Annotated in this window: 20 protein-coding genes; 9 read left to right on the top strand and 11 right to left on the bottom strand. The window is 65.9% G+C overall.

Annotated elements, in window-relative coordinates; genetic code table 11:
- The 5 genes from AC1DW3_RS29435 to AC1DW3_RS29415 form a co-directional block, all read left to right on the top strand.
- Positions 1-949 (top strand): carbohydrate-binding protein (locus AC1DW3_RS29435; RefSeq protein ID WP_477937615.1); only part of this gene is annotated, 949 nt, incomplete at its 5' end.
- Between the two features lie 196 nt (positions 950-1,145).
- Entirely contained in the window at positions 1,146-2,738 is a 1,593-nt protein-coding gene (locus tag AC1DW3_RS29430; RefSeq protein WP_477937613.1) for a glycoside hydrolase family 43 protein, read from the top strand.
- Between the two features lie 73 nt (positions 2,739-2,811).
- Positions 2,812-4,476, top strand: a complete 1,665-nt coding sequence (locus AC1DW3_RS29425; protein WP_477937611.1) for a glycoside hydrolase family 43 protein — start codon at positions 2,812-2,814, stop codon at positions 4,474-4,476.
- Positions 4,477-4,511: 35 nt separating this feature from the next.
- Positions 4,512-6,173, top strand: coding sequence for a glycoside hydrolase family 43 protein (locus AC1DW3_RS29420; protein WP_477937609.1), 1,662 nt, complete (start codon positions 4,512-4,514; stop codon positions 6,171-6,173).
- Positions 6,174-6,767: 594 nt separating this feature from the next.
- A complete protein-coding gene (locus tag AC1DW3_RS29415; RefSeq protein ID WP_477937607.1) occupies positions 6,768-7,883 on the top strand; it encodes a LacI family DNA-binding transcriptional regulator in 1,116 nt (371 codons plus the stop codon).
- Between the two features lie 286 nt (positions 7,884-8,169).
- Here the strand turns inward: AC1DW3_RS29415 and AC1DW3_RS29410 are convergent, their stop codons facing one another.
- The 3 genes from AC1DW3_RS29410 to AC1DW3_RS29400 all read right to left on the bottom strand — a co-directional run bounded on the left by AC1DW3_RS29410 (position 8,170) and on the right by AC1DW3_RS29400 (position 11,215).
- Positions 8,170-8,292, bottom strand: coding sequence for a hypothetical protein (locus AC1DW3_RS29410; RefSeq protein WP_477937605.1), 123 nt, complete (start codon positions 8,290-8,292; stop codon positions 8,170-8,172).
- A 434-nt stretch (positions 8,293-8,726) separates the two neighbouring features.
- Positions 8,727-9,398 (bottom strand): 3'-5' exonuclease, encoded by a 672-nt coding sequence (locus AC1DW3_RS29405; protein WP_477937603.1) that lies wholly within the window; start codon positions 9,396-9,398, stop codon positions 8,727-8,729.
- Positions 9,395-11,215 (bottom strand): DUF294 nucleotidyltransferase-like domain-containing protein, encoded by a 1,821-nt coding sequence (locus AC1DW3_RS29400; protein ID WP_477937601.1) that lies wholly within the window; start codon positions 11,213-11,215, stop codon positions 9,395-9,397. Before AC1DW3_RS29400 ends, AC1DW3_RS29405 begins: the two co-directional genes overlap by 4 nt.
- A gap of 157 nt (positions 11,216-11,372) precedes the next feature.
- Here AC1DW3_RS29400 and acs point away from each other — a divergent pair, with 157 nt between their 5' ends.
- From acs to AC1DW3_RS29380, 4 genes are read left to right on the top strand one after another with little or no spacing between them, the layout of a single operon-like run.
- Positions 11,373-13,343: an acetate--CoA ligase gene (gene acs / locus AC1DW3_RS29395; RefSeq protein WP_477937599.1), complete on the top strand. Its 1,971-nt coding sequence runs from the start codon at positions 11,373-11,375 to the stop codon at positions 13,341-13,343.
- A 2-nt stretch (positions 13,344-13,345) separates the two neighbouring features.
- A complete protein-coding gene (locus AC1DW3_RS29390; RefSeq protein WP_477937597.1) occupies positions 13,346-13,654 on the top strand; it encodes a DUF485 domain-containing protein in 309 nt (102 codons plus the stop codon).
- The gene (locus tag AC1DW3_RS29385; protein ID WP_477937595.1) at positions 13,651-15,372 is read left to right on the top strand and encodes a cation acetate symporter; all 1,722 of its coding nucleotides are present in this window, start codon (positions 13,651-13,653) and stop codon (positions 15,370-15,372) included. The genes AC1DW3_RS29390 and AC1DW3_RS29385 overlap by 4 nt, the downstream gene beginning before the upstream one ends.
- Positions 15,373-15,388: 16 nt before the next feature.
- A complete protein-coding gene (locus AC1DW3_RS29380; protein ID WP_477937593.1) occupies positions 15,389-16,573 on the top strand; it encodes an acetyl-CoA C-acyltransferase family protein in 1,185 nt (394 codons plus the stop codon).
- Between the two features lie 200 nt (positions 16,574-16,773).
- On the opposite strand, the gene fliR is transcribed toward AC1DW3_RS29380, so the two are convergent.
- The 8 genes from fliR to AC1DW3_RS29340 form a co-directional block, all read right to left on the bottom strand.
- On the bottom strand, positions 16,774-17,538 hold the full coding sequence (fliR, locus tag AC1DW3_RS29375; RefSeq protein WP_477937591.1) for a flagellar biosynthetic protein FliR: 765 nt from the start codon (positions 17,536-17,538) through the stop codon (positions 16,774-16,776).
- A gap of 639 nt (positions 17,539-18,177) precedes the next feature.
- On the bottom strand, positions 18,178-18,447 hold the full coding sequence (fliQ, locus tag AC1DW3_RS29370) for a flagellar biosynthesis protein FliQ (RefSeq protein WP_477937589.1): 270 nt from the start codon (positions 18,445-18,447) through the stop codon (positions 18,178-18,180).
- A 7-nt stretch (positions 18,448-18,454) separates the two neighbouring features.
- Entirely contained in the window at positions 18,455-19,204 is a 750-nt protein-coding gene (gene fliP / locus AC1DW3_RS29365; RefSeq protein WP_477937587.1) for a flagellar type III secretion system pore protein FliP, read from the bottom strand.
- Complete coding sequence (locus tag AC1DW3_RS29360) at positions 19,194-19,517, bottom strand: FliO/MopB family protein (protein ID WP_477937585.1); 324 nt, start codon at positions 19,515-19,517, stop codon at positions 19,194-19,196. Before AC1DW3_RS29360 ends, fliP begins: the two co-directional genes overlap by 11 nt.
- Before the next feature lie 64 nt (positions 19,518-19,581).
- Positions 19,582-20,028 carry a flagellar motor switch protein FliN gene (fliN, locus tag AC1DW3_RS29355; protein WP_477937583.1) on the bottom strand — a complete coding sequence of 149 codons (447 nt, stop codon included), beginning with the start codon at positions 20,026-20,028 and terminating at the stop codon, positions 19,582-19,584.
- On the bottom strand, positions 20,018-21,022 hold the full coding sequence (fliM, locus tag AC1DW3_RS29350; RefSeq protein ID WP_477937581.1) for a flagellar motor switch protein FliM: 1,005 nt from the start codon (positions 21,020-21,022) through the stop codon (positions 20,018-20,020). Before fliM ends, fliN begins: the two co-directional genes overlap by 11 nt.
- Positions 21,023-21,035: 13 nt before the next feature.
- Positions 21,036-21,635, bottom strand: coding sequence for a flagellar basal body-associated FliL family protein (locus tag AC1DW3_RS29345; RefSeq protein WP_477937579.1), 600 nt, complete (start codon positions 21,633-21,635; stop codon positions 21,036-21,038).
- 133 nt (positions 21,636-21,768) lie between these two features.
- Positions 21,769-22,890: flagellar hook-length control protein FliK (locus AC1DW3_RS29340; protein WP_477937577.1), on the bottom strand; the 1,122-nt coding region annotated here is incomplete at its 5' end.

Below are 22,890 nucleotides of genomic sequence, written 5' to 3'. Positions count from 1 at the left end.
GGGCATCGGCTACTTCGACCCCACGGTCTTCGTCGACGACGACGGGCAGGCCTATATGTACTGGGGCAACCCGAACCTGTATTACGTGAAGCTGAACCCGGACATGATCTCCTACAGCGGCGAGATCCAGCAGGCCGAGGGCAAACCGCGCAACTACCAGGAAGGCCCCTGGTTCTACAAGCGCCAGGGCAAGTACTACATGGCCTACGCGTCGAGCTGCTGCCCCGAAGGCATTGGCTACGCCATGAGCGACAAGCCCACCGGCCCCTGGGTCTACAAGGGCGACATCATGGACCACAACGCCAACTCGACCGGCAACCACCCGGGCATCGTCGACTACATGGGTGGGTCCTACCTGTTCGGGTTCAACTATCGGCTGAACTTTGCCGACACGCCCATCCATCGCGAGCGCCGCTCCGTCACCGTGACCCGGTTCGACTACAACGCGGACGGCACCATCAACATGCTCCCCTGGTGGGACAACGTCGGCGTCGCTCCGCTCAAACCCATGTCGCCCTACGAACGAGTGGAGGCCGAGACCATGGCCTGGACCTCCCGCCTGAAGCGGGATAGGGATCGCCAGTTCGACTGGGCGCCTGGCATCAAGACGGCGCGCAGTGACAAGGTCGGCATGGTTGTCACTCGCATCACCGATCTCAGCTACATCAAGGTCAACGGCGTCGACTTTGGCAGCAAGGGCGCGGCCCGCTTCGTCGCCAACCTGGCCAGTGAGATGGACGGTGGCAAGATTGAATTGCGGCTCGACAGCGTCGATGGACCGCATCTCGGCACCCTGACGGTGGCCAGCACCGGCGGTCTGGATCAGTGGCGGCAGCAAGGCGTGCCGGTCTCGGGTGCCACGGGCCTGCACGACCTCTACCTCATCTTCAGGGGTCAAGGCGAGCCGACGCTGTTTGAGTTCGATCACTGGCGCTTCGAGCGCAAGTGAAGCCCGCGACCCTGGAGCCGACCCGGATCCAAGCGATAAGGGATGAACAGGGTTTCCATCGTCGCAGCGGACGCTTCCTTGCTGTCGCGCTGCACGCTACTCAAGAAGCTGGGCTGAGCGCCGATCCCCCGGCCCCCTTGACCTGGTCGGGTGAGCACGTCACCCGCTACAACCTATTGAAGATTCACACCCAGCCATGCGCCACACCAGCCTCCTGCACCGCATCGCCCTTTGCTGTGCCGCCCTCGCCAGCGGGGCCGCTTTTGCCGCCGAACCGGCGCCCGGCGCCAATCCGGTGCTGCGCGACCGCTTCACTGCCGACCCCGCGCCGCTGCGCGTGGGCGACACGGTCTATCTCTACGTCGGCCGTGACGAGGCCAAAGGCGACGACTTCTTCCTGATGAAGGAGTGGCTGGCCTATTCGTCCAAGGACCTGCGCCACTGGACTTCGCACGGCGCCTTCATGAAGCCCACCGATTTCAAGTGGGCGGTGGGCGATGCCTGGGCCGCGCAGGTGGTGCAGCGCAATGGCCGCTTCTACTTCTACGCCACCGTGCAGCACAACGACACGCATCCCGGCAAGGCCATCGGCGTGGCGGTGGCGGACAACCCGCTGGGCCCGTTCAAGGATGCGCGCGGCTCGGCRTTGATCACCGATGCCACGACTCCGGCCCCCTACGGCTGGAACGACATCGACCCCACCGTCTTCATCGACGACGACGGCACCGCTTGGCTGGCCTGGGGCAACCCGGTGCTCTACCTGGCCAAGCTCAAGGCCAACATGACCGAGCTGGACGGTCCCATCGAGAAGATCGCGCTGCCCAACTACACCGAGGGGCCGTGGCTGTCCAAGCGCAAGGGTCTGTACTACATGACCTACGCGTCCATGGCGCACCAGGGTCTCTTCGAGCATCTCTCCTATGCCACCGCGCCGAGCCCTCGTGGTCCCTGGACTTATCAGGGCCTGCTGACCGGCCCGACGAAGAACAGCTTCACCATCCACGCCGGCATCGTTGACGACTTCAAGGGCCAGTCCTACCTCTTCTATCACAACGGCTCGGTGACCCTGACCCTGGCCGATGGCCAGACCGGCAACGGCAACCGCCGCTCCGCCACGATGGAGTACCTCTATTACGACGCCGACGGCCGCATGTGGCCCGTCACGCAGACCGAAGCCGGCATCAGCAAGCCGCCTCAGCTGCCCAAAGGTAAGGTGCCGGCGCTGCCGGACCCGGGCCGCTCCGACCCGCGCGTGGCCGTCCAGCAGTTCGCCCAGGGCTATCCCGAAACCTGGCCGGGCAGCCCGGCGCTGGCCTCGGTCACCCGGCCTTTCGAGCAGACACCCGAGCCCATCGGCTTCAACCGCGACGGCGGCGCCAGCCGCCTGGTGCAGACCTTCGTGCCGCGCGCCGACATCCCGCTGGGCCGGCTGAGCCTGTACGCCGGTGACGGCCACGGCACGGACGCCACGCGCAGCCTGCGCCTGTCGCTGCGCGACGTGGAGGCGGGCACCGAATTGCTCGGCACCGGCGAGGGCCTGGCCATTGCCTACCTGCCTCAAGGCGCCGGGCTGCTGAGCTTTGACTTCAGCGCCCATCCGGCCGTCGTACTGCAGGCCGGCCGCCGCTACGCGCTGGCGCTGCAGGGCCAGAAGGACGCGCTGACGATCAACCTCCGCGCCAGCCGCAGCGACGTCTATGCCGACGGCGAGGCCAGCCTCGACGATCGGCCGCTGAAGGACCGGGAAGGCCGACCTGCGGACTTCGCATTCGCGCCGTACGCGCGCTGAGACGGCCGCAGGCCGGGCGGCATGCCGCCTTGACCGACGCGCTGACTCGCAATGACGACAACGGAGACAAAACATGGAACAACAACCCAACAGCCTGAGACGCCCTGCCGCCCGTCTCACGACCCGCTCGATTGCTTCCCTTCTGACGGCCCTCATCCTCTGCGTCGGGTTTCAGGCCGCTTCGGTGGCAGACGCTCCGGCGGCACCAACTGCAACGACGGCTCCGGCCCGCAATCCGCTCATCTGGGCCGACGTGCCGGACATCGCCATCATCCGTGTAGGCAAGACCTACTACATGAGCAGCACGACGATGCACATGAGCCCGGGCTTGCCGATCATGAAGTCGACGGACCTGGTGAACTGGAGCACGGCCTCCTACGCCTATCAGACCCTGGCCGATAACGAAGCCCTCCGCCTCGAGAACGGCAAGAACGCCTATGGCCACGGCTCCTGGGCCAGCAGCCTGCGTTACCACAACGGCGTGTTCTATGTCTCGACGTTCTCTGCCACCAGCGGACGCACGCACATCTACACCACACGCGATCCGGAGCGCGGCCCGTGGAAAGAGGCGAGTTTTGAGCCCGCGATGCATGACCACAGCCTGTTCTTCGATGACGACGGGCGCGTCTACATGGTCTGGGGTTGCAACCGCATCATGCTCACCGAGCTGAAACCCGATCTCACCGGCACCCAGCCCGGCGGGGTGAATAAGGCCATCATCGAACGCGTCAACACCGTCTTCGGCGCCGACCAGGGCGGGCTGTGTGGTGAAGGCTCGCAGCTGTTCAAGGTCGACGGCCGCTACTACCTCTTCAACATCGCCTCGCCCGGCAGCCGCTGGGCGCGCACCGTCATCGTCCACCGGGCCGACAGCATCGACGGCGCCTACGAAGGTCGTATCGCGCTCGATGACCGCGGTATCGCCCAGGGCGGCCTCATCGACACCCCGGAAGGCAAGTGGTACGCCTATCTCTTCAAGGACAACGGCGCCGTGGGTCGCATCCCCTACCTCGTGCCCGTGACGTGGAAGGACGGCTGGCCCATGCTCGGCCAAGACGGCAAGGTAGCCATGACGCTCGACATCCCGGCAGGCGGGCAGGGCGCTTCCGGCGTCTCGGGCATCGTCGCCTCCGATGAGTTCGACCGCCGGCCCGGCGACCCCGACCTGCCTCTCGCCTGGCAATGGAATCACAACCCCGTGCCGGGTGACTGGTCGCTCACCAAGCGCCCGGGGCACATGAGCTTCACCACCAGCCGGACCGTTCCCACGCTGCTTGAGGCCCGCAACACCCTCACCCAGCGGACGGTCGGCCCGCGCAGTTCGGCCACCACCAGCATCGACGTGAGCGGCATGAAAGACGGCGACTGGGCCGGCCTGACCGCGCTGCAGAAACACTATGGGTTTGTCGCGGTCAAGATGAGCGACGGCGCCAGGTCTCTCGTCATGGTCAGCGCCGACGGCGACAAGCCGGAGGAGATCGCCTCCGTGCCGCTCACTGGCAAGACCGTGCACCTCAAGGTCGACTGCGACTTCGAGTCTGCGCCTGAAGTCGCCCGCTTCTCCTACAGCCTCGACGGCAAGACCTGGATCCCCATCGGTCGCCCCTCGCGCCTGGTCTACACCATCCCGCACTTCATGGGCTACCGCTACGGCCTCTTCTATTACTCGACCAAGACCGCCGGCGGCCGTGTGGACTTCGACTACTACCGGCTCGAGCCAGGCGGCGCCTCGCGCTGACCCCTCAATAACCTATTGACGCTTCGCATCCAACCATGCGCCCTTTCCGACTCCTGCACACCATCGCCTTTTGCTGGGCTGCGCTCACTAGCGGGGCCGCGCTTGCCGCAGAACCGTCGCCCGGTGCCAATCAGGCGCTGCGCGACGGCACCAGCGCCCTTGCGGCGGCACAGACGAAGCTTGCCCGCAACCCCTTCATCTGGGCCGACGTCCCGGACATGTCGATGATCCGCGTAGGGAAAAGCTACTACATGAGCAGCACGACGATGCACATGAGCCCGGGTCTCCCGATCATGAAGTCGGAGGATCTGGTCAACTGGCGCTTGGTCTCCTACGCCCATGAAGCCCTCGTTGACAACGAAGCCATGCGCCTCGAGAACGGTAAAGACGCCTACAGCAAAGGCTCCTGGGCCAGCAGCCTGCGCTACCACAACGGCGTGTTCTACACCTCGACTTTCTCCTACACCAGCGGACGCACCCACATCTACACGACGCGCGATCCGGAGCGCGACCCGTGGAAAGAGACGAGTTTCGAACCCTTGCTGCATGACAACAGCCTGCTCTTCGATGACGACGGTCGCGTTTACATGGTTTACGGGGGCGGTCGCATCACGCTCGTCGAGCTGAAACCCGATCTCTCCGGCATCAAGCCCGGCGGCGTGAACAAGGTTCTCATCGAAAACGTCAACACCATCTTCGGCTCCGATCTGGGCGGGCTCAACGGCGAGGGTTCGCAGCTTTTCAAGATCAACGGCCGCTATTACCTCTTCAACATCGCCTCGCCCAAGAGCCGCTGGGCGCCCAGCGTCATCGTCCACCGTGCCGACCGCATTGACGGGCCGTACGAGGGTCGCATCGCGCTGGATGACCGCGGTATCGCCCAGGGTGGCCTCATCGACACCCCGGACGGCAAATGGTTTGCGTATCTCTTCAAAGGCGACGGCGCCGTCGGTCGCATTCCCTACCTCGTGCCGGTGACCTGGAAGGATGGCTGGCCGGTGCTCGGCGAAAACGGCAAGGTGTCCATGACGCTCGACATTGCCGCCGGCGGGCAGGGTGTCTCTGGTGCGTCCGGCATCGTCGCCTCCGACGAATTCGACCGCCGGCCCGGCGACCGCGCCCTGCCTCTCGCCTGGCAATGGAATCACAACCCGCGCCCAGATGACTGGTCGCTCACCAAGCGGCCCGGCTACCTGAGCCTGTCCACCAGTCGGGTCGTCGCCACGCTGCCCGAGGCCACCAACACCCTTACCCAGCGCACTTTTGGCCCGAAGAGTTCGGCCACCACCCGCATCGACGTGAGCGGCATGAAAGATGGCGACTTGGCCGGTTTGACCGTGTTTCAGAAACAGTATGGTTTTGTGGGAGTCAAGATGAGCGGCGGCGCCAGATCTCTCGTCATGGTGAGCGCCGATTCCGACAAGCCGGAGGAAATCGCTTCCGTTCCCCTGTCTGGCAAAACCGTGCACCTCAAGGTCGACGCCGAGTTCCATCCCGCGCCTGAGTTCGCCCGCTTCTCCTACAGCCTCGACGGCAAATCCTGGACACCCATCGGTCGTCCCTCGCGCCTGACCTATTCCTATCCAACGCACTTCATTGGTAATCGCTTCGGCCTCTTCTATTTCTCGACCAAGACGGCGGGCGGCCGTGTGGACTTCGACTACTACCGGATCGGGCCAGCCGGCGACTCCCGCTGATCTTCGTGCGCGATTCGGTTGCCGCGGTCGAGGCACGGAGCGCCAGCAACGCCATGGGCTGCCGGCAAACGGCACCTTGCCCAACCGCCTGACGGAGACGCCGGGCCTCAAGTGCACGCTGAAGCGCAAGCGGAGGCGGTGGACCTGAGCTGCGAGCGGAGCGAAGCCGCACCCTTCGATGGCGCTGGGGAACCGGTCTGCGGCAGGCCGCGGTTGGCAATGAGCGTCAAATTCCAAAGGTGCAAACGGGCGGCAGCCCTCAGTTGTCGCCTTCGCTACATACCACCGGGGTCCGACCATGGCGATGTCGTAGCCAAACGGCCAGAGGCGCTCAGCCACAAGGCTCGCATTCGCCAAGAAATCGGCTTCGGTCGTCGCGGCACCAAGCCAGTTCCAGCCACTCCAGCCCGTTGGCGGGGTGGTGGGGCTACAGTCCGAACCGCCACTTCCCACCCCGGCTCTGACTGAAAACGTGTCGTGCCCAAAATCGTGACGGGGATGGAAGTCCCCTAGACCGGCCCCGCCGGCACTTGCATGAGATGGCGAGGGACGGCGGGTTAAAGTACTCGGTCACGCCCTCCCGCTCACTGGACAGTGTCCGCATCGACACCCAAGCCTTCCAAGCGACCGAAAAGTCGTCCTCACAAGTTACCCACGCTTGCCGACGTCGCGCGAGAAGCAGGGGTATCTGATTCGGCGGCGTCCTCCGCACTCAGCGGTGCGAAGGGTTCGATACGCTTGTCGGTCGAGACGCGTGAGCGGGTCCTCGCTGCCGCGGCGCGCTTGAGCTACCGGCCGAACGCGACGGCGCGCGCGCTGGCGTTTCAACGAACGAATGTCATCGGCTTCGTCAGCAACATCGCCAATGCGGAGGAACCTAACCTCTACTTCCTGGAGGTGTTCAACGGCGTCGTGCGGGGTGCGACGGAGGCCCACCAGGCGACTTGCATCTTTCCGCTCGGCGGCTGGGAAGAAGCACCGAAGCGCATCCCAGCCTTGTGTGATGGCCGCGTCGACGGTCTGGTCGTGCTGGCGCCCTACCTGGAAGACGACAGCACGACCTGGCTACCGCCCCGTACTCCTTTGGTCACGATCCACGCCGGCGGGCCGTTGCGGGCGCAGGTGAACGTCGAGGCGGACGATGAAGTGGGCGGCTATGCCATCGCGCGTCACATGCTCGAGCTTGGATATCGCCGAATCCTGTGCATGGGCGGTCCGATGAATGTCAAGGGAGCAGACCGCCGTGTCGATGGCTTCCTGCGCGCCCATGCCGAAGCCGGGGTCGAAGTTGCTCCCGACCACGTGATCCGCACATGGTTCACTGCCGGAGGGGGTAGGCAGGCCATGCAGGAATGGCTGCAACGCCACCGCGGTCAGCCGCTGCCCGAGGCCGTCTGTTGCGGCAGCGACGACATCGCCTTCGGCTGCATCGACGCATTGGAGGGCTGCGGGCTGAGCGTGCCTCATGACATCTCCATTGCAGGCTTCGACGACACCTTGATGGCCCGCACGTTGCGGATGACGACGGTGCGTCAACCCCTGTTTGAGATGGGTCGTCGCGCGGTTGACGTTCTGATGCAGCTGATCGAGGCGCAGCGCCGTGGGGAAGCCTATGTCGGCCCAAGCGACATCGTTCTGCCCGTCAAAATTGTTCAAGGCCGAACCTTGCCGGGCCCTCGAAATACACCCTTGAACATTCCGTCTCGCTAGGACGTCTCGGCCACTTTGTCGAGCACGCGGGCGCGGCTCTGCGGCGGCGCGCGTTCCGCCGGACCTCAAGATGCCCAACACGCGCGACCGGAGAAATTACGTGAAGCGCGCTGCCACTTTGAGATAGGGCGCCAACGGCGATCCTTGGCGATTTCAGTTCTTCAACGGCGAGATGCCCTGCGCCGATCCGATCATGGATAAGGCAGCAGCCAGCTTCGTTGGCATCACGGTGCCCATTGGCACGCCGCACTGGTACTGGGTCAAGTTCACGACGAATGCGGGCGGGCTACAACTCCGGCTCGGCCAGCGTCACGCGCGGCAGCGCCTGTACGCCGACGGCCATCACGCCCTGTGTCAACGCCACCAGGGCGCTCTGAAGCCGACACTGGCGAGCTTCCGCTTCGGGCACTTTGCTGCCTTCCAGGCTGCGCTGACGGGCGACTCCTCCTGGCCGAGACCTGACCTCCGAGGCGATCCACGCGACAGGCGGCAAGCGCTGCGGAGCTGCCGGTCGACGGCCGACGGCTGCTTGACGTTGGGTGCGGTGACCCAGACCCGGCGGCCTCTTGACCGCTGCTTCAGATGCCAGTTGTTGAACAACGAGACGGCTGAGGGACCGCTGCACATCTAGGACCGGTCTTGTGGCTGAGCTGTCGCGAGCTTCGATTTGGCGCGACCGTTCTAGAGCCTGCCGAACCGCAGACCTCTCGACCGCGGCTTGTACGAGTAGTCTTCTTGCGCAACCAGGCGCCGCGCATACTGCAGGTCTATCCACGTGAAGCCGTCGTCCTCTGCAGTAGCGCTCAGCAGTGCGCTGGACATTCTCAATAGGAACCTCCCACGCTAGTGGCTCGCAAGTGACCGCGGCTCGGCCAGCAAGCGGCGCAACTTGACAAAGGCAAGGCCCGCCATCACGGCGTCGTTGAGCGCATCGTGCGACTCTCGTGAAGGCAGCGCCAGCTCGTCCATGATCGTCGCAAAGCGCAAGTCGATCGTTTCGCCACGCGCGCTGGCCGGCAGCCTGCGAAGTTTGTAGTCGTAGTACATGGCCGAGACTTCGATCTTGCGCTGTGGAAGGCGTACCCCAAGCAGCGGCCAGATCTCCCGGTTCAACATGGCGACGTCGAACTCGAGGTAATAGCCGACCAGCGGTCGGCTGCCGATGAAGTCGAGCAGCAGGTGCATGGCCTGGCGTGGTTCGATACCCTGTGCAACATCCCGTTCGCGCAGCAGGTGGACGCGCATGCTGTCTACCTTCAGCGCGCGCTCGGGCCGCACCAGCAGTTCAAGTCGCTCGCTGGTCAGCAGGCGATTGCCGACGATGCGGACGGCACCGATCGACACGATCTGGTCCTGCCGCACATCGAGGCCGGTGGTCTCGCAGTCGATCGCGACCCATTCGTCAGCGGGCGGATCGTCGTACATGAAGGCGAAGCGCGAGTCGACCAGGTGGTAGAGCATCCAACCACGGCGCAAGGCGCCGAGCCAGTGCTTGATCGCCTTAGTCACCCTCACGCCGCGTCCAGATGGAACTGGTGGCGGACGATGGCCTTGAATCGTTTGACCACCGCCAGTGCATCCTTCAGGAGGTCGCGCTCCAGGCTGCTGAGCCTGTCGCTGCGCACGGCGCCGCTGACCGTGCCGGCGCTATCCAGCTCAGCGAGCCCCGCCTTGAGCTTCAGGCCCATCAGAAGGTAGAGGCTGTCGGCCAGATCGGTGGCGAACGCGGCCGGCAGGCGCCCGGCCGCCACCAGCGCATCGAGGCGCGCCTGCGTGCCGGTGGCCTGCACATGCTCGGCCAGCGCGAGGCTGCGCACGCCGTGGACGATGGGGAAGATGCCGCCCTTCTTCAGGTCGAGCGTCTGCTTCTCCTGCTCGCCGATCAGCAGCAGGCGGTTCCACCAGCCGCCGGATTCCTCGGGAAAGGAGTCGATCGCTGCGGCAAAGCGGCCGAGCAGCGCATCGTCGGCCGCCACCAGTTGATCTGCTGCGGCGCGAACCTCGCTGAGCAGCGCCGCATCGCCGGCGACCGCGCGCGCGTCGATGAAGATCGCCAGCGCCATCAGGCCCTGCGGGTCCGGCCTCAGGAGCCAGCCACGCACGACGGCGCAAAAGTCGCTGGCGCTGCGGCGCCAGGCGGGGTTGCTCACCATGATGGCGCCGGGGCAGTCGGGGTAGCCGAAGTCGCGCAATGCCGCGGAGAAACGTTGGCAGGCTTCGGCCACATCGGCCTCGCCTGTCTTGGCGCCGTCGCGCAGGATCAGGCCGTTGTCCTGATCGGTCCTGAGCAGTTGCTCGCCGCGTCCTTCGCTGCCCATGACGAACAGGCAGCTCTCGGCCACCAGTTCGGGCGGCGCCACCAGTTGCCAGGTGCGCTCGAAGAGCTTGGCGTTCAGCGCCTGCACCAGCTTGCCGATCTGGCCCACGCGCGTGCCGCCGCGGTACAGCAGCGCGACAAAGCGCTCGATCCTGGCGGCCTGCACGCCAAGCGCGGCCAGGTCCTGCGCCTGCACGATCTGCACCGTGATCAGGTAGGAATGGTTGGACAGGAAGCTCAGCAGATCGAGCTGTTCGAGCAGGCCGACGATGCGCTCGCCTTCGGCCACGACCAGCCGGTGCACCTGATGCTGGATCATCAGCGCCAGCGCATCGAACAGCGGCGCGTCGGGGGCGACCGACACGAGGCTGAAAGTCGCCAGCTCACGCACCGCCAGCGTATCCAGCGCCCGCCCATCGAGGACGGCTCGCTGCAAGCCGGTGTTGGTGAAGATGCCCATCCTTGCGCCGTCGCGCACCAGCACGCTGCTGGTGCGCTCGGCCTGCATCACCGTGGCAACGGCGACGATGTCGGCACCGCCGTCGACCACATGGGCCGGCCGGAGAAAGGCATCTGCGACCCTGGAAGCCGTCAGCGCATGTATCTCCCGCTCGGCATGGCGCTGGCCCAGTGCGCTGAGCTTGTGCGACAGGTCGGCGAAGAGCAGCGCGCCGAAAGTGGCATTGCGCGCAATGAGGGTGTTGACCGTGTTTTTTGCCAGCTCATAGGCGAGCACTTCCTCGGCGGCGGCAAAGCGGCTGCTCGCCCGGCCTGCAACCAGCGAGCGGCCGTCGAAGCAATCTCGCGGCCCGTAGCTCGCGACCAACTCGCCCGCCTCGAATTGCGAGACATGGCCTTTGATGATGACGAACAGGTGCGTGGCTTCGCTGCCTGCATCCAGGATGGTCTCGCCCTCACGGAAGTAGGCGATATCGACGCCGTCGCGTACCAGGCGCTGCTCCTCGGCATCCAGGCCGTCGAAGGGCGAGGAAGAGAAATCGAAGGCATTCGGCATTGCCCATCATGAGTCGCGGTGGCACGCCGCCGTGGGCCGCCCGGACATCAATCTTCCAAAACCTTGACGCAGATCAAGCCGGGGGGCCAAGACACGCTCCGACGTAAGGAATCTACACGGTGCTGCGCTCCACGATGGCCAGAAGGAGACAAGCAGCATGCGCAACGTTCACACGAATGACCTGTATCCACCCCCGCAAGCGCTGAGCGACGGCGCCTGTATCAGCGGCATGGCCGCTTACGAGAAGCTGGTGGCCGAGGCCGATGCCGACCCCAATGGCTACTGGTCGCGGCTGGCGCGCGAATTCCTGACCTGGAGGACGCCCTTCTCTCGCGGGCTCGACGACAGCGAGGCGCCGTTCTACAAATGGTTCGAGGACGGCACGCTCAACGTCTCGTACAACTGCCTGGACCGCCAGGTCGAGCGCGGCCTGGGCGACAAGACCGCCATCATCTTCGAGGCCGACGACGGGCAGGTGACGCGCGTCAGCTACCGCGACCTGCTGGCGCGCACCTGCCGCCTCGCCAATGCGCTGCGGGCGCGTGGCGTCCAGCGTGGCGACCGCGTCATCATCTACATGTCGATGAGCGTCGAAGGCGTGGTGGCCATGCAGGCCTGCGCGCGCATCGGGGCGATCCATTCGGTGGTCTTCGGCGGCTTCTCGGCGCAGAGCGTGCGCGACCGCATCGATGGTGCAGGCGCGGTGATGGTGATCACCGCCGACCAGCAATTGCGCGGCGGCAAGMARYTGCCGCTGAAGGCCATCGTCGACGAGGCSATCGAGCTCGGCGGCTGCGCGTCGGTGAAGGACGTGATCGTCTATCGCCGCACCGGTGGCGAGATCGCCTGGAACGCTTCCCGCGACCGCTGGATGCACGAGGAGATGCAGTCCCAGCCCGAGGTCTGCGAGCCCGAATGGGTCGGCGCCGAGCATCCGCTCTTCATCCTCTACACGTCGGGATCCACCGGCAAGCCCAAGGGCGTACAGCATTCCAGCGGCGGCTACCTGCTGCATGCAGCGCTGACGACGAAGTGGACCTTTGACCTGAAGGACAGCGACGTCTTCTGGTGCACCGCCGACATCGGCTGGGTCACCGGCCACAGCTACATCGCCTACGGCCCGCTCGCGCTGGGCGCGACCCAAGTGGTGTTCGAGGGTGTGCCCACCTATCCCGATGCGGGCCGCTTCTGGCAAATGATCCAGGACCACAAGGTCAGCGTGTTCTACACCGCGCCGACGGCGATCCGCTCGCTGATCAAGGCGGCCGAATCGGATGCCGCGGTGCATCCGCGGCGCTACGACCTGTCCAGCCTGCGCATCCTCGGCTCGGTCGGCGAGCCGATCAACCCGGCCGCATGGGAGTGGTATCACCAGCACATCGGGGGCGGGCGCTGCCCGATCGTCGACACCTTCTGGCAGACCGAGACCGGCGGCCACATGATCACGCCGCTGCCCGGTGCCACGCCGCTCGTGCCGGGCTCCTGCACCTTGCCCTTCCCCGGCATCGCCGCCGCCATCGTCGACGAGGCCGGCAACGACGTACCCAACGGCCAGGGCGGACTGCTGGTCATCAAGAAGCCCTGGCCCAGCATGATCCGCACGATCTGGGGCGAGCCGGAGCGCTTCCAAACCAGCTACTTCCCGGCCGAACTCAAGGGCTACTACCTGGCCGGCGACGGCGCCATCCGCGATGCGCACACCGGCTACTTCACGATCACCGGCCGCATCGACGACGTGCTCAATGTGTCGGGCCACCGCATGGGCACGATGGAGATCGAATCGGCCCTGGTGGCAAAGACCGACCTGGTGGCCGAGGCCGCCGTGGTGGGCCGGCCGGACGACCTGACAGGCGAGGCCATCTGCGCCTTTGTCGTGCTCAAGCAGGCCTGCCCCACCGGCGAAGAGGCCAAGCGGATTGCCAACGAATTGCGCAACTGGGTGGGGACGCAGATCGGCCCGATCGCCAAGCCCAAGGACATCCGCTTCGGCGACAACCTGCCCAAGACCCGCAGCGGAAAGATCATGCGCCGCCTGCTGAGGTCCATCGCCAAGGGCGAGCAGATCACGCAAGACGTCTCGACCCTCGAGAACCCGGCGGTCCTGGATCAACTCGCCCAAAGGAATTGAACATGCAACCCGACACCACGACCCGCATCCTGAACGACCCCAGATACCAGCAGCTCAAGGCCACGCGCTCGCGTTTTGGCTGGTGGCTGAGCCTGGCGATGATGGTCGTCTACTACGGATTCATCCTGCTGGTCGCCTTCGACAAGCCCTTCCTCGCGACGCGGCTGGGCGCTGGCGTGATGACGATCGGCATGCCCATCGGCCTGGCCATCATCCTCTTCACCATCATCATCACCGGCCTGTATGTGCGCCGTGCGAACAGCGAGTTCGACACGCTCACCGAGCAGATCGCCAGGGAGGCCGTGAAATGAACGCCCGCATTCTTGCAAGTTGGCTGGGCGCGATCGCGCTGCTCGGCACCAGTTGTACGGCCCTGGCCGCAGGCGCAGATCTCGGCCAGGCCGAGAAGCAGGCCACCAACTGGACCGCGATCGGCATGTTCGCCGTCTTCGTCGTCGGCACGCTGTTCATCACCAAATGGGCGGCTGCCAAGACCAAGTCGGCCGCCGACTTCTACACCGCCGGTGGCGGCATCACCGGCTTCCAGAACGGCCTGGCCATCGCGGGCGACTACATGTCGGCCGCGTCTTTCCTCGGCATCTCCGCTGCGGTGATGGTCGGCGGCTTCGACGGCCTGATCTACTCGATCGGCTTCCTCGTCGGCTGGCCCGTCGTCACCTTCCTGCTCGCCGAGCGCCTGCGCAATCTGGGCAAGTTCACCTTCGCCGATGTGGCCGCCTTCCGTTTCTCACAGACGCCGGTGCGGGTGTTCGCGGCGTCGGGAACCCTGGTCGTCGTCGCCTTCTATCTGATCGCGCAGATGGTCGGTGCGGGGCAGCTGATCAAGCTGCTGTTCGGCCTGGAGTACTGGATCGCCGTCGTCATCGTCGGCGCGCTGATGATGGTCTATGTGCTGTTCGGCGGCATGACAGCGACGACCTGGGTGCAGATCATCAAGGCCTGCCTGCTGCTGGCCGGCGCGAGCTTCATGGCCTTCATGGTGCTCTGGCACTTCGGCTTCAGCCCCGAGGCGATGTTCGCCAAGGCGGTCGAGGTGAAGACCGGCATTGCGGCAGCGGCCGGCAAGTCGCCGGGCGACGCGGCTGCGCAGGGCTTCTCCATCATGGGCCCGGGCGGCTTCATCAAGGACCCGATCTCGGCGATCAGCTTCGGCATGGCCCTGATGTTCGGCACAGCGGGGCTGCCCCACATCCTGATGCGCTTCTTCACCGTTCCGAATGCGAAGGAGGCCCGCAAGTCGGTGCTGTGGGCAACGACGTGGATCGGCTACTTCTACGTCCTCACCTTCATCATCGGCTTCGGCGCCATCACCTTCGTGCTGACGAACCCGCAGTTCCTCGACGCCAAGGGCGGCCTGCTCGGCGGCGGCAACATGGCGGCGATCCACCTCGCCAACGCCGTCGGCGGCAACGTCTTCCTCGGCTTCATCTCGGCGGTGGCATTTGCAACCATCCTGGCCGTCGTCGCCGGCCTGACGCTGTCCGGCGCGTCGGCGGTCTCGCATGACCTGTACTCGACGGTGATCATGAAGGGCAAGGCCGATGGCGCGGCGGAACTGAAGGTCTCGCGCCTGACGACCATCGCGCTGGGCGTCGTGGCCGTCGTGTTGGGCATCGCCTTCGAGAAGCAGAACATCGCCTTCATGGTCAGCCTGGCGTTTGCCATCGCCGCATCGGCCAACTTCCCGGTGCTGCTGATGTCGGTGCTTTGGAAAGGTTGCACGACCCGTGGTGCGGTGATCGGCGGCTTCCTGGGCCTGATCTCGTCGGTGCTGCTGACCCTGGTGTCGCCGGCCGTCTGGGAAGTGACGCTGGGCAATCCCAAGGGGTCGGCGCTGTTTCCCTACGCATCACCGGCGCTCTTCTCGATGAGCATCGGCTTCATTGGTATCTGGCTGTTCTCCATCCTTGACCGCAGCGCCCGCGGCGACCAGGATCGCGCTGGCTTCATCGCGCAGCAGGTGCGTTCGGAGACGGGCATCGGCGCCTCCGGCGCCTCGGGACATTGATCAACAAGGAGACATCATGAGCACAAGAGACGTCGTGGTTCTGGGCGCCGCGCGGTCCGCGATCGGCACGTTCGGTGGGTCGCTGGCCGACATCGAGCCGGCCGAGCTGGCCGGCCAGGTGATGAAGGAAGCGGTGGCCCGCTCCGGCGTGGACCCCAAGGCGATCAATTACGTGACGGTGGGCAACACCATCCCGACCGAAAGCCGCTTCGCCTATGTGGCACGGGTGGCGGCCATCCAGGCCGGGCTGCCGATGGACTCGGTCGCCATGTCGGTCAACCGCCTGTGTTCGTCGGGCTTGCAGGCCATCGTGACCACTGCGCAGAACATCCTGCTGGGCGACTGCGACTACGGCATCGGCGGCGGGGTCGAGGTGATGAGCCGTGGTGGCTATCTGTCGACTGCCATGCGCAGCGGCGCCCGCATGGGCGACACCACGCTGATCGACACCATGGTCGCCACGCTGACCGACCCATTCGGTGTCGGCCACATGGGCATCACCGCGGAAAACCTGGTGACCAAATGGGGCATCACGCGCGAGCAGCAGGATGCGCTGGCCGTCGATTCGCACCGCAAGGCCGCTGCGGCGATCGCCGAAGGGCGGTTCAAGTCACAGATCGTGGCCATCGTCAAGCAGACCCGCAAGGGCGAGGTCGTGTTCGACACCGACGAGCATGTGAAGCCGTCCACGACGATGGAGACGTTGGCGAAGATGAAGCCGGCCTTCAAGAAGGACGGGTCGGTGACGGCCGGCAACGCCTCCGGCATCAATGACGGCGCGGCCTTCTTCGTGCTGGCCGATGCGGCCGTGGCGGCAGCGGCAGGCCACAAGCCGATGGCGCGTCTCGTCTCCTACGCCGTCGCCGGCGTGCCCAACGAGATCATGGGCGAAGGACCGATCCCGGCCACCAAGCTCGCGTTGAAGAAGGCCGGGCTCACGCTCGACCAGATCGACGTGATCGAGAGCAATGAAGCCTTTGCCGCCCAGGCCATCGCCGTCGCCCGCGCGCTGGAGCTCGACATGAGCAAGGTCAATGTGAACGGCGGCGCAATCGCGCTCGGCCATCCGATCGGCTGCTCCGGTGCCTTCCTGGCGACCAAGGCGGTGTACGAGCTGCATCGCAGTGGCGGCCGCTTCGCCCTGGTGACCATGTGCATCGGCGGCGGTCAAGGCATTGCCGCCGTGTTCGAGCGGCTTTGAGGCCCAGGCCGGCGCCCCGGATCACCTCCATCCAGTCCCGGTAGCTGCAGCGGCGCCCCGGAGACCGGTCCTTGAAGGCCGCGGCCGACTGGACGAGCCGATGACTGCTTCGTGCCACGCAGTGCGGATTCAGCTCCGTGACGCGAACGACGGCAATCGCTGCGGAGCCGACGTCCGCCTGAATTGCAATCGTTCAGTGACTAGCTGAACGCAGCCAGCAACCTTTCCAACGCCACAGTAAAGGGCGTCTGCATCAGCGGCAGCGTGGCCACCATGCCGATCAGGCCGATGCTGACGGTCAGCGGGAAGCCGACCGAGAAGACGCCGATCTGCGGCGCGACGCGCGAGATGACGCCGAGCACCAGGTTGACGAACATCAGCATCGTGATCAGCGGGAGCGCGATCCACAGGCCGATGCTGAAGATCTCCGCACCCCATTGCTGAGGCGTCGCGACGCGCAGGAAGGCGAAGGGTTCGGTGCCGACCGGGAAGGCGTGGAAGCTCTGGATCAACGCATTGATCAGCAGCAGATGGCCGTTGATGGCGATGAAGAGGAAGGCCACCATGCTGCCGAAGAAGCGCGCGCTGGCCGTGCCCTGGGCGCCGGTGCTGGGGTCGAAGAAGCCGGCGAAGTTCAGGCCCATCTGCAGGCCGATGATTTCGCCGGCGAACTCCAGCGCCGCGAACACGATGCGCACCGCGAAGCCCATGGACAGGCCGATCAGCAGCTGCTGGGCGACCAGCAGCGTCAGCGCGGGCAGGGAGTCCAGCGGTGTGACCGGCATCTCCGGCAGCGAGGGCTGGGAAGCGACCGAGATGAAGAGGGCCAGGCCGACGCGCAGGCGCAGCGGCACATTGCGCTGACTGAAGGTGGGCATGCCGGCGAACAGGGCCAGCGTGCGGATGAAGGGCCACAGGAGTGGGTTCAGCCAAGCGAGGAGTTGGGCTTCGGCGACGGAGAACATGATGTGTTTGTTGATCCGTCACTCTGCTGCGAGTTTGGTCGGGATGCTTTTGCGAAGAGCCTCTCGACCCGGTGCAGTGCCGCGGGAATCCGCCCCGCGAGGGCGGGTAACTTTTCTCTGACGCGCCAGAGAAAAGTCACCAAAAGAGGAGCGCTCAATGCAATCCGCACTCGAGTGGTGGTGTGCGCTCGCGATGCTCGGAACTGGGCCGCGCCTGCACGCGACCCGCTGCGCTCTCGCTGCTGTCCCTATGACGAGCACCCTCCATCGGCCCTTCATGCCGGTTAACGCCGGCTGCACGCCGGGCTTGTCAGGGAATACCGCGTCGCCCGAGCGACGCTGCATTGGGCTGCCCTGGTGAGCACGGCGTGCAGCCGCGCGTCGGACGGGCTGCTGGTGCGATGGATGTTGGTGGTGACAAGTCAGACGCGAGAGCGCAGCGGTTCGCATCTGGGCACCGTGCTGAAGTGAGTTAACCGCCATGCCAAAAGCAAGTGGTGCTGGTGTGCGGTTCAGCGCCTCTTCTTTGGTGACTTTCTTCTGGCGCCGCAGAAGAAAGTTACCCGGCCGCCGGGACGGACTCCCGGCAACGTAGCGCCAACCTGAAGCACTGACCAGCCACCCGCTCACGGCGTCAACCTACCCAACCACTTGCGGAATCGTCATCAACGTCCGCTGGATGTACTCCACCAGCGTCGTCATCATCCACGGCCCCGCGATGGCCAGCGTCAGCACCGTGGCGACAACCTTGGGCACGAAGGACAGCGTCGCCTCGTTGATCTGCGTGGCCGCCTGGATCACGCTGACGACGACGCCGACGAGCAGCACGACGATGAGCACCGGTGCGGCCACCAGCATCATCATGTAGAGGCCTTGCTGGCCGAAGGTGAAGACTTGTTGTGCGTCCATGGCTTGCTCAGGTGACAAACGAAGCGGCCAATGAGCCGAGCAGAAGATTCCAGCCGTCCGCCAACACGAACAGCATGAGCTTGAAGGGCAGGGCGACGAGCACGGGCGACAGCATCATCATGCCCAGGCTCATCAGCACACTCGCCACGATCATGTCGATGACGAGGAAGGGGATGAAGATCAGGAAGGCGATCTGGAAGGCGCTCTTCAGCTCGCTGGTCACGAAGGCCGGCACCAGCACCTTGAAGGGCACGTCTTCCGGCTTGACGCTGGCGTCCAGCTTGGCCAGGCGCGAGAACAGGGCCACGTCGGCCTGGCGCGTCTGCTTGAGCATGAAGCCGCGCATCGGCACCTCCGCGCGCTTGAGGGCTTCGTCGAACTGGATGGTGCCGGCGCTGTAGGGCTGCCAGGCTTCGGCATAGACCTTGTCCAGCGTCGGGCTCATGACGAAGAAGGTCAGGAACAGCGACAGGCCGACGATGACCTGGTTGGGCGGCGCCGACTGCGTGCCCAGGGCCTGGCGCATCAGGCTCAGCACGATGGCGATGCGCGTGAAGGCCGTCATCATCAGGATGACCGCGGGCAGGAAACCCAGCGCCGTGAAGAAGAGCAGCGTCTGGATGGGCACCGAGTAGCTGCCACCGGCGCCCTGGCCGATCAGCAGGGGCAGCGAGGCGGGCGGTGTCTGGCCCTGCTGTGCGAAGGCAGCGCCGGCTGCAAGCAGCAAGCCGGCCGTCAAAAGTTGCTTAAGCCGCATCACCGCGCTCCTTGCTGAGCAGCTTCGCAAACGAGGCCGGTGGGACGGGCTCGGCCTGCGGCGGCATCACATGCAGCGTCGTGATGTTCTGGGCGGTGGCGCCCAGCACCAGCCAGCGGCGGTCCTCACCCTGGCCGACCTCGACGACGAGGATGCGCTGGTTGGGGGCGGTGGGCAGCTGGGCCACGACGCGCAGCACGCCGGCCGCCGCCGCGCCGCCCAGCGGCGTGCGCTTGAGCAGCCACAGCGCGACCGGGATCAGCGCGACGATGCCGAGGAACCAGAGGAAGGGGAGCAGGCCGGAAGCATTCATGCCTCGGCATTCTGCGGACGGACTTGAACCGCCGAACCCCCTAAGTGGCAGCGGAAGGGGGCGTTTATGCGGCCTTGGAGAGGCGGCGCATGCGCTCCGAGGGCGTGACGATGTCCGTCAGCCGGATACCGAACTTGTCATTCACGACCACCACTTCGCCCTGGGCGATCAGATAGCCGTTGACCAGCACGTCCATGGGCTCGCCGGCCAGCGCATCCAGCTCCACCACCGAGCCCTGGGCCAGTTGCAGGATGTTCTTGATCGGGATGCGGGTGCGGCCGAGTTCAACCGTCAGCTGGACCGGGATGTCCAGGATCATGTTGATGTCGTTGCCCGGCCCCGCGCCGGTCGTCGGCGTGAAGTTGGCGAAGCTGGGCGTGGAGACCTGCTCCGGCACCTCGGCAACGACTTCGGACGCGACCGAGGGTGCGGGCGCGGCCTCGGCCAGCGCGGCGGCCCACTCGGCCGCCATCGCGTCTTGTTCTTCCTGGCTGGGTGAATCAGGGCTCATGTTTGGCTCCCAACCAGCTCTCTTGAGGGCCGGTCAGCATCTTGTCGATCTTGAGGGCGTAGCGCCCGTTGGACGTGCCGTAGTGGCAGTCGAAGACGGGCACGCCGTCCACCTTGGTCTGGATCATGGGGTCCAGGTCCAGTTCGATGAAATCGCCTGGCTTGAAGGCCAGCAGTTGCTCGACGGTGGCCGGCGCCGTGCCCAGCTCGGCCACCAGTTCCACTTCGGCCGATTGGATCTGGGTCTTGAGCAGATTGATCCAGCGCCGGTCGGGCTCGGAGGAGTCGCCGACCGTCGTGGAATACAGCACGTCGCGGATGGGTTCCAGCGTCGAGTAGGGGATGCAGAAATAGATGGTGCCGCTGGTCTCGCCGATTTCCAGCGTGAAGGACGTCGACACGACGATCTCGCTGGGCGTGGCGATGGTGGCGAACTGGGGCTGCATCTCCGAGCGCTGGTATTCCAGCTCGAGCGGGTAGATGCCCTTCCAGGCCTTGTGGTACTCGGCGAGGATGACCTCGACGATGCGGGTGATGACGCGCTGCTCGGTGGGCGAGAAGTCGCGGCCCTCGATGCGGGCGTGGAACTTGCCGATGCCGCCGAACAAGGAATCGATGACGGCGAACACCAGCGTCGGGTCGCAGACGATGAGCCCGCTGCCGCGCAGCGGCTTCACCGACACGATGTTGAAGTTGGTCGGGACGACGATCTCGCGCAGGAAGGCAGAGTACTTCTGCACCTTGATGCCGCCGATGGCGACTTCCGGGCTCTTGCGGATGAAGTTGAACAGGCCGACGCGGATGTTGCGCGCGAAGCGTTCGTTGATGATTTCCATCGTGGGCATGCGCCCACGAACGATGCGTTCCTGGCTGGCGAGGTTGTACTCGCGTATGCCGCCGACCTGCTCCTCCTCGGCCTCGAGCTTCTGGCTCTCGCCGGTGATGCCCTGGAGCAGTGCATCGACTTCGTCTTGGGAAAGGATCTGCTGATTCATTGCCGACCCAGGCTTACTGGACGATGAAGTTGGAGAACAGGACTTGCGTCACCGGGCTTTCGACGTGGGCCTTCTTCTTCTTTTTCTTCTTGGGCGCGTCGCCGGCGACTTCGTGGTCGTCGTCATCGTCGAGCTCGATGCCCATGGGGCGAACCGACTCGCGCATGATGTCCTTGGCCAGCTTTTCCTTGCCCTCGCGGGTCAGCAGCTCGCCGGCGGTCTTGTGCGCCAGCACCATCAGCACATTGCTGCGGATGGCGGGCATATAGGCCTTGATCTGGTCGGCGAACTTCGGGTCATCGACCTGCAGCGTGACGCCGACCTGGGCGAAGCGGTCCACGTCCTTGTCGGCCAGGTTGACCGTGAAGGGGTCCAGCGGCACGAAGGTGGGCGGATGGTCGCTCTTGGCATGGGCCTTGGGCTTGGCCGCCGTCTCGGTTGTTTCGGCGCCGTCTTCACCGTCCTCGGCCACCGGCTTCTTCTTGAGCAGCATGACGGCCGCGCCGCCACCCACCAGCACCAGCACCAGTACGGCGGCCAGGATGATGATGAGCTTCTTGCTGCCGCCCCCCTTGGGCGCGGCAGGTTCCGCAGCAGCCGGCGCAGTCGCCATGTGAACTCCTTGAGACGTCGTCGCCCAGGCCAGCCACGACGGGCTGAGGGCATATGCGCTCGATTATTGACCCCGGGGCCGCCGGGCAAACCTCGATTAGCTTGAGTGCGGCGTGGCTATTTCGGCTTCAGCTTCAGGCAAATGTGTCGAGCAGGCCGACGCTGCGGCGTGCCGGCGTGGCCGCGGCGGTCGTGCTGGCGCCGACGCGGGCACCGGCCGAGGCGCTGCGCGAGCCGCGGTTGTCGTCATTTCGGCCCGCTTCGGCATCACCGCCCTGGGCATCGCGGGGCGCTTGCTGGAAGACGCCACCACCCGACAGCGTCAGGCCCTGGCCCTGCAGCGCGGCGGCCAGATCGGGCAGGCTCTGCTCCAGCGCCTGGCGCGTTTCGGCGTGTGCGGCATGGAAGGACACCTGGGCCTGGGCGCCGTCGACGACGATCTGCACGGACACCGGGCCCATGTCGGCCGGGTTGAGCTGCAACTCGGCCTGCTGCACGCCGTCCACGGCCAGCAGGCTGACGCGCGCACCCAGTTCGGGCGCGAAGGCGCCGCTGTGCACGGCCGCGCGCACCTGGCCGCTGCCGTTCAACGCTGCAGCGTCCGAAACCGCGGCTGTGGCCGGCATGGCTTGGGCCAGCACGGCGGCGAAGCTGGTGGGGAGGGCTTCGGCCGCGCCCGCCGTCTGCGGCGTGCTGGCGCCACTGGCTGTGGCGGCCGCCTGCAGGCTCTCGCTGTTGCTGGCGCTGCGTGCGGCGGCCTTGTCGGCAGCTGCGGCCAGCTCGATGCCCTTGGTGCGGGGCGCGGCGTCACGCGCGGGAGCGTCGGACGGGCGACGCTCGACGGCGGCGCTCGAGGCCGTGTCGGTGCTGCTGCCGGTGCGGGGCGTTGCAACCGCGGCTTCGTCGTCGGCCAGGCGGCCGACGCGGCCGCGGGCGGCATGCCTGGCGCCGGGCGTGTCGCTCTCCGCCGCCTCGGCGCCGGCTGCAGTAGCAAGCGGCGCCGCGGCCGGCACGGCCTGGGCAGGCAGGGTCTGCGGCGTCAGGCCGATCAGCTGTGTGAACTCATCCAGGCCGGAGGTTTCGGGATCCTGCGTGGCGTCGGTCTTGGCAAGGCCGCCGTCATCGGCTTGCTCGCCACTGACGGCCGCCTGGTCGGGCTTGGCCGAGGCCGCCGCGTCGGGTGTGCGGTTCTGCACGGGTTTGGCCGGTGCGGGCGACGCCGGGCGGCGCGTCGCGGCGGCAGCCGGCGTCGGGGC

Source organism: Roseateles sp. P2_H4 (genome assembly GCF_056403315.1).
Note: the sequence above shows the minus strand (reverse complement) of the source record. Positions and strands in the feature narration are given on the sequence as shown.

What these genes read in the sequence shown, in the direction of transcription:
- AC1DW3_RS29425 (WP_477937611.1), top strand. Translation starts at nt 2,812, where the DNA reads ATGGAACAACAACCCAACAGCCTGAGACGCCCTGCCGCCCGTCTCACG.
- AC1DW3_RS29420 (WP_477937609.1), top strand. Translation starts at nt 4,512, where the DNA reads ATGCGCCCTTTCCGACTCCTGCACACCATCGCCTTTTGCTGGGCTGCG.
- AC1DW3_RS29400 (WP_477937601.1), bottom strand. Translation starts at nt 11,215, where the DNA reads ATGCCGAATGCCTTCGATTTCTCTTCCTCGCCCTTCGACGGCCTGGAT.
- AC1DW3_RS29390 (WP_477937597.1), top strand. Translation starts at nt 13,346, where the DNA reads ATGCAACCCGACACCACGACCCGCATCCTGAACGACCCCAGATACCAG.
- AC1DW3_RS29385 (WP_477937595.1), top strand. Translation starts at nt 13,651, where the DNA reads ATGAACGCCCGCATTCTTGCAAGTTGGCTGGGCGCGATCGCGCTGCTC.
- AC1DW3_RS29380 (WP_477937593.1), top strand. Translation starts at nt 15,389, where the DNA reads ATGAGCACAAGAGACGTCGTGGTTCTGGGCGCCGCGCGGTCCGCGATC.
- fliR (WP_477937591.1), bottom strand. Translation starts at nt 17,538, where the DNA reads ATGTTCTCCGTCGCCGAAGCCCAACTCCTCGCTTGGCTGAACCCACTC.
- fliQ (WP_477937589.1), bottom strand. Translation starts at nt 18,447, where the DNA reads ATGGACGCACAACAAGTCTTCACCTTCGGCCAGCAAGGCCTCTACATG.
- fliP (WP_477937587.1), bottom strand. Translation starts at nt 19,204, where the DNA reads ATGCGGCTTAAGCAACTTTTGACGGCCGGCTTGCTGCTTGCAGCCGGC.
- AC1DW3_RS29360 (WP_477937585.1), bottom strand. Translation starts at nt 19,517, where the DNA reads ATGAATGCTTCCGGCCTGCTCCCCTTCCTCTGGTTCCTCGGCATCGTC.
- fliN (WP_477937583.1), bottom strand. Translation starts at nt 20,028, where the DNA reads ATGAGCCCTGATTCACCCAGCCAGGAAGAACAAGACGCGATGGCGGCC.
- fliM (WP_477937581.1), bottom strand. Translation starts at nt 21,022, where the DNA reads ATGAATCAGCAGATCCTTTCCCAAGACGAAGTCGATGCACTGCTCCAG.
- AC1DW3_RS29345 (WP_477937579.1), bottom strand. Translation starts at nt 21,635, where the DNA reads ATGGCGACTGCGCCGGCTGCTGCGGAACCTGCCGCGCCCAAGGGGGGC.